The sequence below is a fragment of the Ohtaekwangia koreensis genome (assembly GCF_900167975.1).
Lineage (GTDB): Bacteria > Bacteroidota > Bacteroidia > Cytophagales > Cyclobacteriaceae > Ohtaekwangia > Ohtaekwangia koreensis.
Map to the genome: position 1 here is coordinate 2,398,939 of NZ_FUZU01000001.1, position 1,001 is coordinate 2,399,939.

The 1,001-nt window shown below is 46.0% G+C and carries 1 protein-coding gene; it reads left to right on the top strand.

The window, feature by feature from the left end; translation table 11 throughout:
* Window positions 1–1,001, top strand: a 1,001-nt coding sequence (locus B5Y40_RS29590; protein WP_221408885.1) for an immunoglobulin domain-containing protein, incomplete at both ends; no start/stop codon positions are given.

The window sequence follows — 1,001 nt, forward strand, 5'->3', positions numbered from 1 at the left end:
GTTACAAGCACTGCTTCTATATTAACAATTAGAGAAAATCCCGAAATCATCGCGGGTCCAGCCACCCAAACAGTTTGTGCTGGTCAGAGTGTAACGTTTAACGTGAATGTTGGTGTTACTACTGGTGTATCCTATCAGTGGAGAAAGAACGGTTCAAATATAGTTGGCGCTACAAGCAGCAGTTATACTATAGCAACAACCGCATCAACGGATGCCGGTAGCTATGATGTTATTGTGTCTGGCACATGTACACCGCCTGTTACTAGTGCAGCAGCAACCTTAACGATTAATGCTTTACCAGCGATCACAGCTCAACCTGTAGCGAGCCAGGCAATCTGCGAAGGCAGTGCAGCTTCCTTTAGTGTTACGGCTTCAGGTACAGGATTGAGTTATCAATGGAAGAAAAACGGAGTAGATATATCAGGAGCGACCTCCAACACATATACCATTGCAACAACAGCTACTGCCGATGCAGGTACTTATACTGTTGTAGTAAGCGGTACATGTTCTCCTTCGGTTACAAGTACAGGGGCAGTACTTACCATTCAGGAGCGTCCAGAGATTATTACTGGACCGACTACCCAAACAGTTTGTGCTGGACAAAGTGTAACCTTTAGTGTAAGTGCAGGAGTTACTACTGGTGTATTCTATCAGTGGAGAAAGAACGGTTCAAATATAGTTGGCGCTACAAGCAGCAGTTATACTATAGCTACAACCGCATCAACGGATGCCGGTAGTTATGATGTTATTGTGTCTGGCACATGTACACCACCTGTCACCAGTACAGCGGCAACCTTAACGATTAATGCGTTACCAGCGATCACAGCTCAACCTGTGGCGAGCCAGGCAATCTGCGAAGGTAGCGCTGCTTCCTTTAGTGTTACGGCTTCGGGTACAGGACTGACTTATCAATGGAAGAAAAACGGAGTAGATATATCAGGAGCGACCTCCAACACATATACCATTGCAACAACGGCTACTGCTGATGCAGGCACCTATAC